Here is a 15,433-nt window from a genome sequence, read left to right on the forward strand (position 1 = left end):
CATCAATCCAATCGCCCGCTCTTCGCTCGACCCCCACCCGGCGAGCTTTTGCTCGCCGACCTCCCCCTTTCAGGGGGAGGTAAGACTGCCATACGGCAGCATCGTACGAAAATTTCACGCACGCCGATCAACCCACCAGCACGCGGATGCGATGCATCGGGTTGGCTCCGTAGCCTTGCGGATTCCAGAAGCCCGCAACGAATGGCTGCGACACGCCGCGAGAATCCGTCCCGCGCGTCCAGATCTCGTAATAGCCGTCTGATGGCAGCTTCACTGTCGCCGTCCAGCGCTGCCAGTCATATTTGTTCTTTGGCTTTCCGAGCTGTGCACGATGCCAAGTGGCGCCGTAATCCGTCGAGATATCGACCTGCTTCACCTCATGATCGCCGGCCCACGAAGCGCCGCGCAGTTTCACCTCGCGCGTGCCGGCTGGAATTTTCGTGCCGTCGGCCGGATTGGTGATGATCGATCGGACCGGCATCGACTCCAGATCCTTGAAGTTCTTCGGATCGGGTTTGCCGCCCGGCACCATGGGCTGGATCGCCACGCGATAGGAAGTGGCGCCCATGCCCTGACCATCATGCACCTTGTCGCGGACCCAGATGCGCGTGAACCATTTGCTGGAGACGGAGCCGGGCCAGCCCGGAATCACGAGCCGCACCGGAAAGCCGTGAATATTTTCCAGCGGCTTGCCGTTCATGTTCCAAACGATCAGGTTGTTTTCATCCATCAATTTCTTGATCGGCACACCGCGCGAGAGCGCAACGCGGTTGCTGTCACCGGACAGATGCGGATCGGCACCGTAGTGTCCGCTGAACACCGCCGATGGCTTCACGCCCGCGGCCTTCAGCACGTCGGTGACGCGCACGCCGGTCCATTCGGCACAGCCGACGCCGCCATTGGTCCATTGGTTTCCCCGCGCTTCCGGCGTGAAGAACGAACGGCCGTTGCCGCCGCATTCCAGCACCATGCGGCGCGTGACCGGTTTGAACTTCGCTTTGAGCTCTCCGAGGGTGAGTTCGAGCTTGTTGTTCACCTCGCCGTCGATGGTGATTTTCCATTTGTCCGGATCTTTCGCCATCTCCGGAATTTGCCCGTTGTTACGGATATAAAATTTGTCAGTCGGCGTGGTGTCATCGTCGAGCTGGCTTTCCGGCGTCTCGGCCACCAACGGCTTCTCGCCGAGCACCACCAGCTTGTCGCTCTTGCCCGGGAAATTCAGCGGGATCGGCCCCTTCGCCGCCGGCGCCGCGGGAGCGGCAGCGGGTGGAGCCGCAGGTTTGTCCTGTGCAAAAGCACCCGGCATCAATCCGCCCGGCATGTTCTGTGAAAACGGAATGGCACCGCCGACCGTGGCGCCGATTGCCGCAAGTCCCGCGCCGCCCATGAAGCCGCGCCGGCTGACGTCCGGCTTGCGTCCAAATACCACTGCGTCGGCGCGTTCCGGGTCGTCCTTGTATAATTCCTCCATCGAACGCTCGATTTTGGACATCGTTTCCTCGCTTTCCGGCATCGCCATGCCGTTTTTGTTTTCGCAACACCTTCGTGCTACGCATTCAATAATCCTAATGCGTCGGAATCCGTGGTCAATCTGCAACACGACCCGCTACGGCGCGGCATCCCGGCGCAGAAGTCTTTGGTGGAATGAACCAAAGCCGCGTAGAGTGCGTTTGAATCGAAATTCACGAGGACGGCTATGCGCCTGACGACCCTTTCAGCCCTTGCGGCAGCCGCTTTAGGCGGTGTTTTGTTCTTGACCAGCGTGCCGGCCGAGGCCCAGACCCGGCGCTCGCAGGAAGATTTCTTCTATTATACCAACCAGCAACGTGATTTGCGGCACAAGCCGCGCTCGCGCATCACGGTGCAGCGGCGCTCCTATCTCGATCCGGGGCCCGAGCTCATCCCTGGCGAGTACAAGTACCGCGACTATGCCGAGCCCCTCTACTATTCGGCCCTTGCCGACGCGGTGCCCAACCAGACTTGGAGCCGTAACCCGTTCAATGGCCCGTTTGACGTGCCTTACAAGCCTTGGCCCGGCCGGGTTGATTGGTGGTAATCACTTGATTTTGACGGGAAAAAGCGCGGGCTGAGACCCGCGCTTTTTTGTTGCCTGGATGGGCAACGGGACACTCCTTTGGGCACGCCGCACAGCAAGCCCGAGCTATTGACAAAATTCCTATAGGACTATATACCTTCTGCGTCTCGCTCAGGTGAGGGACGCCGTCCGGAGGCGTTCTGAATGGCGGAGCGGGATGCAGCGCCTGCGGGCTGGTTCGCAAGCCAGCACTCGGGCGGCACCGGGGCTCCTCCGCCCGAGGCCACTAAGAGCCTCTGCCAGGAGCTGGCTGACACGGATGGAGTGCGCGCGGGAGACGTTTAAGCCCACGACAAAACATCCGGCGTAAAGCGCGGCCCGGTGGTCGCACAAACGCTGCCGACGATGCGCCGGGAGGCGGCTGCACGGTGAAAGCCGCGCAGCATCACAAGGACTGACCTGCGCTTGCCGGCGCATCGTCGTCCCTCACGTCTCACTCGGATGCCGGCTGGCATCGCGAGACGATCATGCGTGGCTGTTTGAAAGTTGAATCGGAGAGTGACGACGTCGCTCCCTCTTTACCCTCCCCTGGAGGGGGAGGGTAAAAAAGAGTGCAACGTTCTTCACGCGAACCGGCTCTCACTTCGCACGAAAACTCTTTATCTCGCGGCGAGCTTTCACCGCTTCGTCCGATCAAACGCCGCCCAGACGCCATTGGCGCCATCCCATGAACCGCGGCTGGCCCCCTTCGAATATTCGGTGGCGCGCTGTTCGAAGAAATTGGCGTGTTCGACGCCGTTGAGGATTTCCACCAGCCACGGCAGCGGGTGCGGCTTTACCTGCGTATAGCCGCCTTCGCTGGCTTCGAAATATCCGAACACGGTCGGCAGCCGAAGCTGCGTCAGCCGCCAATCGGCGACGTAACGTACGTAGAAGTGGATTTCCTCGGGCCGCATACCCTCGACCTCGCCCAGAGAGAAGGCGAGATCGACGAAGTTCTCTTCCAGCTTCACCATGGTCTTGGCGACATCGATGATGTCGTCGCGGACCGCCGGCGTCATCGCCCCGGTCTCCCTGTTCCATTCGTGGAACAGCTTGATGATGCCCTCGCAATGAAGGCTCTCGTCGCGCACCGACCAGCTCACGATCTGGCCCATGCCATTCATCTTGTTGTGGCGCGGAAAGTTGAGCAGCATCGCGAAACTGGCGAACAAGGCCATGCCTTCGGTGAAGGCGCCAAACATTGCCAGCGTGCGCGCGACATCGGCCACCGTCTCGACGCCGAATTCGTGCATGTAGTCCGCCTTGGCGCGCATCTCACCGTAGTCGCGGAAGGCCTCGAACTCGGTCTTCGGCATGCCGAGCGTTTTCAGCAGCAACGCATAGGCGTCGATATGCACCGTCTCCATATTGGTGAAGGCGGCCATCATCATCTGCACGGTCAGCGGCTGGAAGATCGGGATATAGCGCTTCAGATAATTGTCGCCGACCTCGATGTCCGACTGCGTGAAGAAGCGAAAGATCTGCGTCAAGAGATCGCGCTCGCTCGGCGTGATGCGGTCCGACGCCCAATCCTTGAGATCGTTGCCGAGCGGGACTTCCTCGCCCATCCAATGCGTCTGCTGCTGGCGCTTCCAGAATTCATAGGCCCAGGCATAGCGATCGACATCATAGGTGCCGGTCGATTCGAGAAGGCCGATCTTGCCTTTGCCGATCAGCGTCCGCGGATCGATGTGCGTGATGTTGATCGGCACAACGGCGTCGAGATCAATCACTGACATGCCAGGCACTCCTCGTAATCGGTCCGCGCCTGGACTTGCATTGGTGCCGTCTTGCCCTGTTCTTTTTCGAGCTGACCTGCAAAACCGGCGCGCGAAATCGACTTGGAGCGGCAATAATAAAGGCTCTTGATGCCGCGCTCCCATGCCGTCCAATGCAGCATGTGCAGATCCCACTTATCGACATCGGCGGGAATGTAGAGATTGAGCGACTGGCTCTGGCAGATGAACGGCGTGCGATCGGCCGCAAGATCGATGATCCAGCGCTGATCGATTTCGAAGGCCGTGCGGAAGATCATCTTCTCGTGCTCACTCAGAATATCGAGATGCGCGACCGAGCCCTCATGCTCGATGATCGATTGCCATGTCTCCTGTGTGTCCGCTCCCTTCGCAGCGAGCACTTTCGCAAGATGCGGATTGCGCACCGAGAACGCGCCGGACAGTGTCTTGTGCGTGTAGATATTGGCCGGGATCGGCTCGACGCAGGCGCTGGTGCCGCCGCAGATGATGCTGATCGAGGCGGTCGGCGCGATCGCGATCTTGTGGCTGAACCGTGCGACGATGTTGCGTTCGGCCGCATCGGGACAGGAACCGCGCTCCTTGGCCAGCGCCACCGACGCAGCATCCGCATCGCGGCGGATTTTCCGGAACATCTTGAAGTTCCAGGACTTCGCCATCGCGCTTTCGAACGGGATGTTCTGCGACTGCAGGAACGAATGAAAGCCCATGACGCCGAGGCCGACCGAGCGTTCGCGCAAGGCGGCATAGCGCGCGCGCTTCATGCCGTCCGGCGCGACGTCGATGAAATGCGTCAGGACGTTATCGAGGAAACGCATCACGTCCTCGATGAAGCCCGGCGCATCGCACCATTGATGCCAGGTCTCGACATTGAGCGACGACAGACAGCAGACCGCGGTGCGCTCCTCGTCACGATGATCGATACCCGTCGGCAGCGTGATCTCGCTGCACAGATTCGACGTTGTGACCTTCAGGCCGAGTTCGCGCTGATGCTTCGGCAGCGCGCGGTTCACCGCATCGATGAAGAGCAGATAAGGCTCGCCGGTCTGCAGGCGGGTTTCGAGAATGCGCTGCCAGAGCTGGCGCGCATCGACCTGCCGCATCACCTCGTTGTTCTTCGGACTGCGCAGCGAGAACATCGCACCCGCTTTCACCGCCTGCATGAATTCGTCGGTGACGTTGATGCCGTGGTGCAGGTTGAGACCCTTGCGATTGAAATCGCCGGACGCCTTGCGGATTTCCAGAAACTCCTCGATTTCGGGATGATGGATGTCGAGATACACGGCGGCCGAGCCGCGCCGCAGTGAGCCCTGTGAGATCGCCAGCGTCAGGCCGTCCATCACATGGATGAAGGGAATGATGCCCGACGTCTCTCCGCCCTTCACCTTCTCGCCGATCGAGCGCACCTTGCCCCAATAGGTGCCGATGCCACCGCCATTGGAGGCGAGCCACACATTCTCGTTCCAGGTGCCGACAATGCCGTCGAGTGAATCCGACACCGAATTCAAGAAGCAGGAGATCGGCAAACCGCGCGGTGCACCGCCATTGGAGAGCACCGGTGTTGCCGGCATGAACCAGAGCTGCGACATCGCGTCATAGAGCCGCTGCGCATGCGCGACGTCGTCGGCAAAGGCGCAGGATACGCGCGCGAACATGTCCTGATAGCTCTCGCCTTCGAGCAGATAGCGATCCTTCAGCGTCGCTTTGCCAAAATTGGTCAGGAGGTCATCGCGACTGCGATCGAGCTTGAGATCGGATGGTTTCGGCTGCGGCGCGAGCGGTCCGAGCAGGGGCGCGCGGGTCTGCTGCGCAGGCTCTGCAACAACAGCAGGCTTGTCCCCTTCCAACGCAAACAATTGGGGTTCGCGGAACTGCGCAAGGACAGCAGCGCGGTGATTCGGCGCAACAAGATCGCCGCGACGGTCGAAGTCAAAAGCACTGGCAGGCATCGGCTCACCCCTGAATATGAAGGAGCGAAGGACCAGCGGACGGCTTGCGGCTTTAACCGACGCACGGACGTGCGTGGTTGCAAGCGTCCCTCCGGAGCACCCCGCCCGAGGACGTTTCATCGATCACGGCAGGTCTCCTGGCTCGCGGGTCCTGGTCGCCGTCTGGTCTTCCCGGCGCCGGCTGGCACCAGTGACACGATGAAAGACAGCGACTCGCCGCTTACAGTTGCGGGGGCAGCCCCGGATTTGCCTTCTGGCGCACCGGGTTCCCTCTTAGCCTCAAAAACACCAAATGGTGTGGGTTGAGGACCGTGATGACTAGATACGGTAGTCAGGCGCAGTGAGTCGTCAAGCGCTATTTGCGTCTTCAACACGACGCATCGGAAATCCGGGGACGAAACTTAAAAAACTCTTGCCGGCTTTGGGCGCGGCTCCCGCCGCGCCCAAAATAGACAAACACAGGAACGTCAGACGACCTGCTTCTCGATCTCCTCGGCGATCGCATCGCCCATCTCGGTCGTGCCGATCGTCGCTTCGCCCTTGGCGGCGATGTCGGCGGTGCGAAGTCCGCGGGCCAAAGCCGCCGAGATCGCGTTGTCCACCATGTCGGCTTCCTTGCCCATGTCGAAGGAATAGCGCAGCGCCATGCCGAACGAGGCGATCATTGCGATCGGGTTGGCGAGACCTTTGCCGGCAATGTCCGGCGCCGAGCCGTGCACCGGCTCGTACAGCGCCTTGCGCTTCCTCGTCTTCGGGTTGACCTCGCCGAGCGAGGCCGAAGCCAGCATGCCGAGCGAGCCGGTGAGCATCGCCGCGATGTCGGAGAGCAGATCGCCAAACAGGTTGTCGGTAACGATCACGTCGAACTGCTTGGGATTTTTCACGAGCTGCATGCCGCCGGAATCGGCGAGCTGATGCTCGAGCGTAACGTCCTTGAATTCGCGGTTGTGCACCTGCGTGACGACCTCGTTCCAGAGAACGCCGGTCTTCATCACGTTGCGCTTTTCCATCGAGGTCAGCTTGTTGCGCCGCTTGCGCGCCAGTTCAAACGCGACACGGGCGATGCGCTCGATTTCGTAGGTATCGTAAACCTGCGTGTCGACGGCGCGTTTCTGGCCGTTGCCAAGATCGGTAATGGTCTTCGGCTCGCCGAAATAGACACCGCCGGTCAGCTCGCGCACGATCATGATGTCGAGGCCCTCGACCAGCTCGCGCTTCAGCGAGGAGGCTTCGGCCAAAGCCGGATAGGTCACGGCCGGGCGCAGGTTGGCATAGAGGCCAAGATCCTTGCGCAGACGCAGAAGGCCCGCCTCCGGGCGCACCTCGTAAGGCACGGCATCCCATTTCGGCCCGCCCACGGCGCCGAAAATCACGGCATCCGCGGCATCCGCCTTGGCCATGGTTTCGTCGGTGATCGAGACCTTGTGGGCGTCATAGCAGGCGCCGCCCACCAGCCCTTCGTCGAAGGAAAACTGCGCCAAGCCCTTCTTGTTGAACAGATCAATCAGCTTTTTGACCTCGGTCATGACTTCGGGACCGATGCCGTCGCCGGCGAGCAGAAGGAGCTTGTGACTGGCCATGAAATAGACGCCTCGCAGGATGGAAAGGTGGCGGAGTGCTAAAGGGCCGGGCGGCAAATGACAAGGCGGTCTGGCTGTTGGGCCGAATGCACCGACCGGTTGAAAGAGCAGCTATTGCCGTTCGTCCCCGCGAAAGCGGGGACCAGAGTCAAACGCTGGATCCCCGCCGGAGCTTGTCATCGGACGCGCCTTCGGCGCGATCTGTTGGCGGGGATGAGCGGTTAACGAACGAGGTGATGCGCTTCAATCTCGGCCCGGCAGAAACATCGCGAACGGCTCATCGACCGTTCGCTTGAGAACAGTCCGATAGACAGCGTGACTGACGTGATCGGCTGCGATCCGGCCGAACGCTGCATCTTTGATCGCGTGCATCGGGATGAATGCGATGGGTGCCGCAATCGGCGTCAAATGCGAGCCGCGTCCTGCCAGCAATGTCGTCAGAATGCCGTGCATCTCGCCTGTGATGGTCGGACGCGACACGGTGATCAGCCGGTATTGCCCGTGCCTATTGGTCACGAGATAGACGTGGCCGGACTGGTTTGGCACAGCGACCGATCCGAACTGAGAAAAATCGGAATCGAGCCGCTCGCCTTCGCGAAAGACCAGGCTTGATTGTCCATCATCCCAGGCGATATCGGTGCGATACGCATAGATCGCGCCGGGTTCGCCGAATGAGGGCCGCAGCGTCAGATACGTGCCTTCGATCCATTTCACCGACCGGCGCGCATAGGCACCAAGTTCATCGGGCGCCACGCCAGCCTCGATGACAACCGGCCCAATGCTTTTTGCTTCAGCCTTGCGCAAGGCGACACCAAGCGCCTCTTCCAGACGGATCGTGGTGGCAAGCGTGAAGGGGCGGCGGCCCGACAACGCTTTTTCCAGCGTCGAGATGCTGATCCGCGCTTCGTCCGCAAGCTGCTGACGCGACATGCGCCGCCGCGCGATCTCTTCGCGCACCGTGACCGCAACCACGCGGCTTTGTTCGGATGTCAATTGTTTCTCGGACACCAGCATCGCCCTCAAATCCCCTCACAGAGCCGTAACGGCCCGCACAACCACGTAAAATCTGCATCGCCTCGCGGCGAATGAATGACGAAAATTCTCGAACATCACGCTCGAACGATCGCGCATCTGCGCGCACCAATTCTGACACGGATTGGTTCGCAAAGGAGCGACGAGATGGGAGCGACGGAAATCACGTCCACGATCAGGATTAATCATTCGAGTCTGGATGAGTTACAGCCAAGAGAATCACGGGCGCGGGTCCGCGTCTGGCAAGTCGGGACGACGAAAATCTTGACCGCGATTGTGCTAGCAATTGCGGCTTTTTTTATGAGTTTTCATGCCACAGCGCGGGCGGAAAGCCAGCTTTGGCCGAACCAGATGAAGTCCGGTTCACTTCTGCTGCGCAACGGCAATGAATATGTCGAAGCGCCGCGGCTCGGCGCCGACTACGATCTCACCGTCAGCGGCCCGACCATTCGCGGCCGCGTGACACAGATCTTCCACAACAACACCCAGAACTGGGTCGAGGCGGTTTATGTGTATCCGCTGGCGGAAGACGGCGCGGTCGATACGCTGAAGATGGTGATCGGTGAGCGCATCGTCGTTGGCGAGATCAAGGAACGGCAGACCGCCCGTGCCATCTACGAGCAGGCCAAGGCCTCCGGCTACAAGGCCTCGCTGATCGAGCAGGAGCGCCCGAACATCTTCACCAATTCGGTCGCCAATATCGGGCCTGGCGAAACCGTCCTGGTGCAGATCGAATACCAGCAGCCGGTGAAACAATCGGCCGGCACATTTTCGCTGCGCATCCCGCTGGTGGTCGCGCCGCGCTACAATCCGGCGCCGGTCGCGCAGACGGTCGATTTCAAAACTGATGGCAATGGCTGGGGCGCCAGCAACGATCCAGTTCCGGATCGCGATCGCATCACGTCGCCCGTTCTCGATCCGCGCGAGCATGGGCCGGTGAACCCCGTGCAGATCACTGTTCGTCTGCAGGCCGGCTTTCCGCTCGCCGACGTGAAGAGCCACCATCATCAGATCAGCACTGAAAACGTGTCGGCCGACACGCAGGTCATCAAGCTGGTCGAAGGACCGGTCCCGGCCGACCGCGATTTCGAACTGACCTGGACATCGGCGGCGCAGCGCGCACCGTCGGTCGGCCTGTTCCGCGAACGCGTCGGTGATGACGATTATCTGCTGGCCTTCGTGACGCCGCCATCGCTGGAACAGACACAGGAACAGCGTGCGCGCGAAGCGATCTTCGTCATCGACAATTCCGGTTCCATGGGTGGCACATCGATGGTGCAGGCGAAGGCCAGCCTGATTCACGCCCTCGACCGCTTAAAGCCGGCGGACCGATTCAACGTCATCCGCTTCGACAACACCTATGACGTGCTGTTCCCCGACAGCGTTGCGGCCAATGCCGAGAATGTTGCGCGCGCCAAAAGCTTCGTCTCGGCCCTTGAAGCGCGTGGCGGCACGGAAATGGTGCCGGCAATGAAAGCGGCGCTGACCGATGCCCGCGCGACGGAGTCGAATTTGCTGCGTCAAGTCGTATTCTTGACCGACGGCGCCATCGGCAACGACCAGCAATTGCTGGATACGCTGGCGGCGATGCGCGGGCGCTCGCGCGTGTTCATGGTCGGCATCGGTTCGGCGCCGAATTCGTTCCTGATGAACAGAGCGGCCGAAATCGGCCGCGGCACCTTCACGCATATCGGTTCGGTCGATCAGGTCGAGCAGCGCATGCGCGCCTTGTTCGAGAAGCTGGAAAGCCCGGCGGTGACCAACCTTGCCGTCAGCTTCTCCGACGCGAAAGCCGACATCACGCCAGCGGTTGCGCCCGATCTTTATCGCGGCGAGCCTTTGGTCATGGCGGCGAAGCTGTCGGCGCTCGCGGGCAATCTCGAGATCAAGGGCCGTATCGGCGACCGGCCGTGGAGCATCACGCTGCCGCTGACCAACGCTGCTGAAGGCAAGGGCCTGTCGAAGCTGTGGGCGCGCCGCAAGATCGCCGATGCCGAAGTCGCCAGGACCTTGCGTCAGGCAACGCCGGAAGAGACCGACAAGATCATCACCGCGCTCGGGCTCGATCATCAACTCGTGACGCGACTGACCAGCCTGGTCGCTGTCGACAAGACGCCAAGCCGTCCCGAAGGCGTGCGCCTTGTGAAGGCCGACCTGCCACTCAACCTCCCGGCCGGCTGGGACTTCGACAAGGTGTTCGGCGAGAAACTTCAGCTTCAGCGCAAGGACGATCGCGCCGAACCAAATGCGCCGTCGCAAGACACGCCGGCAACACCGCAACGCGACGCTGCAACGATAACCTCCAACATGAAGGTCGCAGCCGCCCGCAATATGCAGGCCGCGCCGATCGTCGTCGCCCGTGCGGTGAACAACAGCGTGATGCTACCGAGGACCGCAACGGATGCGCAATTGCGGATGATGATCGGCTTCGCGCTCGTCGCACTGAGCCTGATCGTCCTGCTGATCACACGGATGAAGGGACGCCTCGTTTCCTGAAGCACAACGCTGTTGGCGCGCGGCCGAAGGCAGATCCCCTTCCACCTTTGCCAACCGCGCGCCGATACGAAGGGGTTCGCCCAAACCTCTCCAGCGCGCACGCAGATCGAAAGTCCCCCACTGCGTGCGCGCCTTCCCTCTTCAAACGAAAGACGATCGCCTCTATGCGCCGCATCCTGAAGCCTCACCTCATTGCAGCAGCGCTTCTCTGTGCGGCTGGCCTCACGCTTTCAGCTCAGGGATTGTGGATGCACGCCAAAGCCAAACTCGCACAGGTCCTGCTCGAACGGGCCTTCACCGAAACCATCAAGACCGGGCAAACCGTCAAGCCGTGGTCCTGGGCCGATACCTGGCCGATTGCCCGTATCGAAGTGCCGCGCCTGCAGGCCAATGCGATCGTGCTGCATGGAAGCAGCGGACAGGCGCTGGCCTTCGGTCCCGGTCATGTCGAAACGACACCGCATGCAGGAAGCAACGGCACGGCGGTCTATTCCGCACATCGCGACACGCATTTCCAATTTTTGAAAGATGTCGTCACCGGCGATGAAGTGCGTGTGACGCTGCGAACCGGAGACACATTCCGCTATCGCGTGTCGCACACATCGATTGTGCGCTGGGATCAGTCCGGCATCGATCCATTTGCCGACGGACGCCACCTGGTTCTTGCGACCTGCTGGCCGCTGGATGCGACGTTTCCGGGGCCGATGCGCTATCTTGTTCATGCGGAGCTGGTTAGGGAGCAAGTTCTCCCCACATCCGCTCATTCCCGCGAAAGCGGGAATCCAGAACACCTGGGTCCCCGCCTTCGCGGGGACGAGCGGGCAAAAAGGGCATGAATGTCACAAGCCGCTGAACCAGTTATATCCTTGGTTTTCCCAATAACCGCCAAGATCGGTGTTAGTGACATGCATGGCGATGACGTATTTGGGATTCTTGAAGCCAAGCTTGGTCGGGATACGGCACTTCATCGGAAATCCGTACTTGCGCGGCAGGATCTCGTCGCCGAACTTGAAGCTGAGCTGCGTTTGCGGATGCAGCGCGGTCGGCATGTCGATGGTGTTGGAATAACCTTCGGCACATTGAAACCAGACATATTTTGCTGTCGTGTCAGCCCCGATACGGCGCAAAAATTCCGATAGCCGAACACCGGTCCAGCTTCCGATCGCACTCCAGCCTTCGACGCAGATGTGACGCGTGATCTGCGTTTCCTGCGGCAGCGCATAGAGCTCATCGAGTGTCCATGACTTCTTGTTATCGACGAGCCCGCCGATCTCAAGCTTGAAATCCCTGCCATCGACCTCCGGGGCATCTTCCTCCGGATAATAGCCGTTGAAAGGAAACGGCTTGGTGATCGCGCTTGCCGGATAGGTCGGCGCGAGCTGATTGGGATCGAACAGTAAAGCCTGCGCGCCGTCGTTGAATTCGGAGATCTTGCGCAACACTTTCTCGGCCGAGACGGAATCGACCACATCGCAGCCGGTCAGCATGGTCAGCGCGCCGAGCGAGGCCGCACCACGCAGGAACGTACGGCGTGCCGGCTCAGGCATGATCTTTCCGGCATCTTTGATCAGAAGCCTGGGATCGACACCTGGAATGATCCTTCGAAAGCGGCGCATGGCAGCCTCCTATCGTCCGATAATCATGGCACGCAGACTTTTGGGAACAAGCACTGCCAGCAGCACATGGACCACAAGAAATCCGACAATCGCGGCCATTGCGGCGAAATGCACATAGCGTGCGAAATCATAGCCGCCGAACAACGCGGTCAATGTTTGCAACTGCACCGGCTTCCAGATCGACAAGCCCGATAGCACGGCGACGAAAGCCGCGATAATGACGCCGAGATACAGCAGCTTCTGCACGGCGTTATAGACCGACAGGTCATCATGCGAGAGCCGGAAAGTCAGGGCAGCCTTGATGTCGGCCGCAAGCTGACGCGGGCTGATGGGAAAGAACTTGCGGCGGAAGCGGCCCGTCACGATCCCAAGGACGAGGTAGACAAGCCCGTTGACCACAAACAGCCACATCGCCGCGAAATGCCAGAGCAACGCACCGGCAAGCCATCCGCCCAATGTGATTGACGGTGGAAACACGAAGGGAAACAGCGGCGAGGCGTTATAGATCTGCCAGCCTGACATGATCATCAAGATCATGGCGACCGCATTGACCCAATGCGTCACACGCACCCATAAAGGATGAATCTGGGGACCACCCTCTTCGGCTGTTTGCCGGATTTCCGTTGTGATGACGCTCATGGCACGAAGCTACCGGATTCGGGTTAAGGGCCCGAATTTTGCATAGGATGAGTCTCACGGCTTTTTGAGGATTGCCGCGAGCGGCGTTCGATTGCTCTTTTCGCGGCCCGCCCTTGAAGACAAAGCAAAGGCTGTTCATAAACAGCGCGTAAAATCACCCATACAGCGCGTGACGAGGACATGACGAAAACCTTTTCAGGGAATTTCTTCGAGGACTTCCGGGTCGGACAGACGATCCGCCACGCCACCCCGCGCACTGTGACCACCGGTGACGTCGCGCTCTATAATGGCTTGTTCGGCGCCCGCTTCGCCGTGCAATCCTCGGACGCTTTCGCCAAGAGCATCGGCTATCCGCAATCGCCGATCGACGACCTGCTGGTCTTTCACATCGTGTTCGGCAAAACGGTACCGGATATTTCGCTGAACGCGGTTGCCAATCTCGGTTATGCCAATTTCCGCTTTCTCGCACCGGTCTATCCCGGCGACACGCTCAATGCCGTGTCGGAAGTCATCGGGCTGAAAGAGAATTCAAACCGCAAGACCGGCATCGTGTTCGTGCGCTCCGTCGGTTACAAGGCGGATGGTACGCAAGTGCTTGAATATGTGCGCTGGGTGATGGTGCACAAGCGTGACGCGGCCGCTCCCTCTCCCGGCGAACACATCCCGCGCCTGCCGACGGCGCTCGATGTCAATCTGCTGGGCGATGCCTGCCCGCCGATCGATAGCGGCGCATATGACAACGTCCTTGCCGGCAGCCCGTATCGCTTTGGCGATTATAATGTCGGCGAGAAGATCGATCACATCGATGGCGTCACAGTCGAGGAAGCCGAGCATCAGATTGCGACGCGGCTTTATCAGAACACGGCGCGCATTCACTTCAACCAGTTCAATGAAGGTCAGGGCCGCTTTGGCCGTCGCCTCGTTTACGGCGGGCATGTGATTTCGTTGGCGCGCGCGTTATCGTTTAACGGGCTTGGCAATGCGTTTCATGTCGCGGCGATCAATGGCGGCCGTCATGTCGCGCCGCTGTTTGCAGGCAACACCGTCTTCGCGTGGTCGGAGATTTTGGCAAAGGCCGAACTGCCACGGCGCAACGATGTCGGCGCCCTGCGCGTTCGCACGATCGCGACCAAGGACAAGCCGTGCAATGACTTCCCGTTGAAGAACGGTGAGGAAGACGATCCGGCGGTGATCCTCGATCTCGATTACTGGGTGTTGATTCCAAGGTGATCAACACAAAGCACGATGCTAATGGACTCCCTCCCCCTTTCAGGGGGAGGTGAGAAGGAGAGCTACCCCGCCCGCATGTGCTCGACGAGCTGACGCGCGAAGGCCGACAACGACTTCACGTCTCGCACGCAGATGGTCAGATCGCGCAGCGCCCAGGTATCGGTGAGATCGACCGCCTTGATCGCCATGCTGCGCGCGGCCCAGTTCACCGTCGTTTCCGGCACGACGCCGATGCCGGCCTTGCGTTCGACCAGACGACAGACGGCATCGAATGACCGCAACTGCACGCGAAGCTTGATCGGGCGGCCGATGCGGCTCGCCTTGTCGGCCAGAAAGCGCTGCAGCGCGCTGGCACGGTCCAGGCCGACGAAGTCGTAGTCCAGCACATCGGCAAAAGCGATCTTCTCGCGCCGTGCCAGCGGATGGTCCGCCGACACCACCAGCACGAAGCGATCGCTGCGGAACGGAAATGTCACGAGCCTGCTCGTGTCCACCGTGCCGGCGACGATGCCGATATCGCCGACGCCTTCGGCGATCAATCCGACGATCTCGTCCGAGAGCCTTTCCTCCAGGTCAATGCTGACATGCGGATGCGCGGCCAGGAACGAGCTCAGAACATCCGGCAAAAACTCGGTCAGAGCATTGGTGTTGGACAGAATCCGGACCTGGCTGAAGAAACCGCCGGAATAGGCGCCGAGGTCCTCCCGCAGCTTCTCCGCCTGCGCAAGGATGGTCCGGGCATGCTGCAGCAGGGTCCGTCCCGCCTGCGTCGGAGTCACGCCCTGACGATTGCGAATCAGCAAAGCCGCGCCGATCGCATCCTCCATGTTGCGGATACGTGTCGAGGCGGCGGCCAGCGCCAGGTTCGCCCGGGCGGCGCCCTGCGTGATGCTGCCGGCCTCGACAACATGCCGGAACAGACTGAGATCAGGTATATCGAAGCGCACGGGACCAATCTCGAACAGCTACAGATTGTGGCATCAGCCTTCGGAAATTACGAAGGCATCCTACTCCAAATGCCTATTGTGCGGAATAAGTTTTGGCTTATTGGTTCGCCGTT

At 60.5% G+C, this 15,433-nt stretch carries 12 protein-coding genes and 1 riboswitch; of the genes, 4 read left to right on the forward strand and 8 right to left on the reverse strand.

What is annotated here, in order from left to right; all coding sequences use genetic code 11:
• Positions 1-127: 127 nt before the first annotated feature.
• Positions 128-1,492 (reverse strand): sulfite oxidase, encoded by a 1,365-nt coding sequence (locus CAK95_RS07770; protein ID WP_086091269.1) that lies wholly within the window; start codon positions 1,490-1,492, stop codon positions 128-130.
• A gap of 204 nt (positions 1,493-1,696) precedes the next feature.
• Between CAK95_RS07770 and CAK95_RS07775 the strand changes: the two genes are divergently transcribed.
• Entirely contained in the window at positions 1,697-2,056 is a 360-nt protein-coding gene (locus CAK95_RS07775) for a hypothetical protein (protein WP_086087398.1), read from the forward strand.
• 656 nt (positions 2,057-2,712) lie between these two features.
• Here CAK95_RS07775 and CAK95_RS07780 read toward each other — a convergent pair.
• From CAK95_RS07780 to CAK95_RS07795, 4 genes are all read right to left on the reverse strand, one after another.
• On the reverse strand, positions 2,713-3,816 hold the full coding sequence (locus tag CAK95_RS07780) for a ribonucleotide-diphosphate reductase subunit beta (RefSeq protein ID WP_086087399.1): 1,104 nt from the start codon (positions 3,814-3,816) through the stop codon (positions 2,713-2,715).
• The gene (locus CAK95_RS07785; RefSeq protein WP_198343818.1) at positions 3,807-5,780 is read right to left on the reverse strand and encodes a ribonucleoside-diphosphate reductase subunit alpha; all 1,974 of its coding nucleotides are present in this window, start codon (positions 5,778-5,780) and stop codon (positions 3,807-3,809) included. The genes CAK95_RS07780 and CAK95_RS07785 overlap by 10 nt, the downstream gene beginning before the upstream one ends.
• A 110-nt stretch (positions 5,781-5,890) precedes the next feature.
• A riboswitch (cobalamin riboswitch) is annotated at positions 5,891-6,109 on the reverse strand.
• A 138-nt stretch (positions 6,110-6,247) separates the two neighbouring features.
• Positions 6,248-7,360 (reverse strand): 3-isopropylmalate dehydrogenase, encoded by a 1,113-nt coding sequence (gene leuB / locus CAK95_RS07790; RefSeq protein ID WP_086087400.1) that lies wholly within the window; start codon positions 7,358-7,360, stop codon positions 6,248-6,250.
• A 243-nt stretch (positions 7,361-7,603) separates the two neighbouring features.
• Positions 7,604-8,374, reverse strand: a complete 771-nt coding sequence (locus CAK95_RS07795) for a helix-turn-helix domain-containing protein (RefSeq protein ID WP_086087401.1) — start codon at positions 8,372-8,374, stop codon at positions 7,604-7,606.
• 318 nt (positions 8,375-8,692) lie between these two features.
• On the opposite strand from CAK95_RS07795, the gene CAK95_RS07800 reads away from it, so the two are divergent.
• Together CAK95_RS07800 and CAK95_RS07805 are read left to right on the forward strand one after the other, a co-directional pair.
• Complete coding sequence (locus CAK95_RS07800) at positions 8,693-10,888, forward strand: marine proteobacterial sortase target protein (protein WP_086091271.1); 2,196 nt, start codon at positions 8,693-8,695, stop codon at positions 10,886-10,888.
• A 164-nt stretch (positions 10,889-11,052) separates the two neighbouring features.
• The gene (locus CAK95_RS07805) at positions 11,053-11,724 is read left to right on the forward strand and encodes a class GN sortase (protein ID WP_086087402.1); all 672 of its coding nucleotides are present in this window, start codon (positions 11,053-11,055) and stop codon (positions 11,722-11,724) included.
• A gap of 3 nt (positions 11,725-11,727) precedes the next feature.
• Here the strand turns inward: CAK95_RS07805 and CAK95_RS07810 are convergent, their stop codons facing one another.
• Positions 11,728-12,504, reverse strand: coding sequence for a molybdopterin-dependent oxidoreductase (locus CAK95_RS07810; protein ID WP_086087403.1), 777 nt, complete (start codon positions 12,502-12,504; stop codon positions 11,728-11,730).
• Positions 12,505-12,513: 9 nt separating this feature from the next.
• A complete protein-coding gene (locus CAK95_RS07815; protein WP_086087404.1) occupies positions 12,514-13,143 on the reverse strand; it encodes a cytochrome b/b6 domain-containing protein in 630 nt (209 codons plus the stop codon).
• Positions 13,144-13,323: 180 nt separating this feature from the next.
• Here CAK95_RS07815 and CAK95_RS07820 point away from each other — a divergent pair, with 180 nt between their 5' ends.
• On the forward strand, positions 13,324-14,373 hold the full coding sequence (locus tag CAK95_RS07820; protein WP_086087405.1) for a MaoC family dehydratase: 1,050 nt from the start codon (positions 13,324-13,326) through the stop codon (positions 14,371-14,373).
• Between the two features lie 62 nt (positions 14,374-14,435).
• Here the strand turns inward: CAK95_RS07820 and CAK95_RS07825 are convergent, their stop codons facing one another.
• Positions 14,436-15,320 (reverse strand): LysR family transcriptional regulator, encoded by an 885-nt coding sequence (locus tag CAK95_RS07825; RefSeq protein WP_086087406.1) that lies wholly within the window; start codon positions 15,318-15,320, stop codon positions 14,436-14,438.
• Positions 15,321-15,433 lie beyond the last annotated feature (113 nt).

This window comes from Pseudorhodoplanes sinuspersici, from assembly GCF_002119765.1.
Taxonomy (GTDB): Bacteria; Pseudomonadota; Alphaproteobacteria; order Rhizobiales; family Xanthobacteraceae; genus Pseudorhodoplanes; species Pseudorhodoplanes sinuspersici.

What these genes read in the sequence shown, in the direction of transcription:
- CAK95_RS07805 (WP_086087402.1), top strand. Translation starts at nt 11,053, where the DNA reads ATGCGCCGCATCCTGAAGCCTCACCTCATTGCAGCAGCGCTTCTCTGT.
- CAK95_RS07800 (WP_086091271.1), top strand. Translation starts at nt 8,693, where the DNA reads ATGAGTTTTCATGCCACAGCGCGGGCGGAAAGCCAGCTTTGGCCGAAC.
- CAK95_RS07795 (WP_086087401.1), bottom strand. Translation starts at nt 8,374, where the DNA reads ATGCTGGTGTCCGAGAAACAATTGACATCCGAACAAAGCCGCGTGGTT.
- CAK95_RS07820 (WP_086087405.1), top strand. Translation starts at nt 13,324, where the DNA reads ATGACGAAAACCTTTTCAGGGAATTTCTTCGAGGACTTCCGGGTCGGA.
- CAK95_RS07810 (WP_086087403.1), bottom strand. Translation starts at nt 12,504, where the DNA reads ATGCGCCGCTTTCGAAGGATCATTCCAGGTGTCGATCCCAGGCTTCTG.
- CAK95_RS07775 (WP_086087398.1), top strand. Translation starts at nt 1,697, where the DNA reads ATGCGCCTGACGACCCTTTCAGCCCTTGCGGCAGCCGCTTTAGGCGGT.
- CAK95_RS07815 (WP_086087404.1), bottom strand. Translation starts at nt 13,143, where the DNA reads ATGAGCGTCATCACAACGGAAATCCGGCAAACAGCCGAAGAGGGTGGT.
- CAK95_RS07780 (WP_086087399.1), bottom strand. Translation starts at nt 3,816, where the DNA reads ATGTCAGTGATTGATCTCGACGCCGTTGTGCCGATCAACATCACGCAC.
- CAK95_RS07770 (WP_086091269.1), bottom strand. Translation starts at nt 1,492, where the DNA reads ATGTCCAAAATCGAGCGTTCGATGGAGGAATTATACAAGGACGACCCG.
- CAK95_RS07785 (WP_198343818.1), bottom strand. Translation starts at nt 5,780, where the DNA reads ATGCCTGCCAGTGCTTTTGACTTCGACCGTCGCGGCGATCTTGTTGCG.
- leuB (WP_086087400.1), bottom strand. Translation starts at nt 7,360, where the DNA reads ATGGCCAGTCACAAGCTCCTTCTGCTCGCCGGCGACGGCATCGGTCCC.